This is a genomic window from Paramagnetospirillum caucaseum (assembly GCF_000342045.1).
GTDB lineage: Bacteria > Pseudomonadota > Alphaproteobacteria > Rhodospirillales > Magnetospirillaceae > Phaeospirillum > Phaeospirillum caucaseum.
On record NZ_AONQ01000195.1, the window covers coordinates 1 to 604 of the forward strand.

Genomic DNA, 604 nt, shown 5'->3' on the forward strand with positions numbered 1-604 from the left:
GCGGCGTTGCCCGGACGGATGACCGTCGTGTCTTGAACGGCATCTTTTACATTCTGCGAACTGGCTCGCCATGGCGTGATCTTCCCGAGCGTTATGGCCCGTACACGACGGCGTATAACCGCTTCAATCGTTGGGCCAAGGTGGGCGTCTGGCTCAGGATATTTGAGACATTCGCGGCTCAATCACCGCAATCCCTGCAATTCATCGACAGTTCGATCATCCGCGCCCACCAGCATGCTGCCGGGGGTAAAAAGGGGGCCCGGATAACGCCATTGGCCGTTCTCGTGGAGGACTGAGCACCAAGATCCATGCTGTCGTCGATGAGCATGGTCTGCCGGTCAAGCTGGTGCTGACACAAGGGCAAGCCTCGGATAAGGCGACGGCGCCAGCTCTCATAGAATCCTTACCTCCTGCCAAAGCCTTCGTCGGAGATCGAGGTTATGACGCCCGTGATCTGGTTGAACTGATCAATGCTCGGGGTGGCTGCGCCCAAATCCCGACACAGCGCGACCGCAAGGCCCAGCGATCCGTTGATCCAGTGCTGTACCGCCAGAGAAACCTGATCGAGCGCTTCTTCAACAAGCTGAAGCACTTCAGGAGGATC

The 604-nt window shown here is 58.1% G+C and carries 2 pseudogenes; both read left to right on the forward strand.

Features of this window, described 5'->3' with window-relative positions:
- Nucleotides 1-32: 32 nt before the first annotated feature.
- Nucleotides 33-104 (forward strand): annotated as a pseudogene (locus H261_RS26815) (transposase); the annotation flags it as partial.
- Nucleotides 105-214: 110 nt separating this feature from the next.
- Nucleotides 215-604 (forward strand): annotated as a pseudogene (locus H261_RS26820) (IS5 family transposase); the annotation flags it as partial.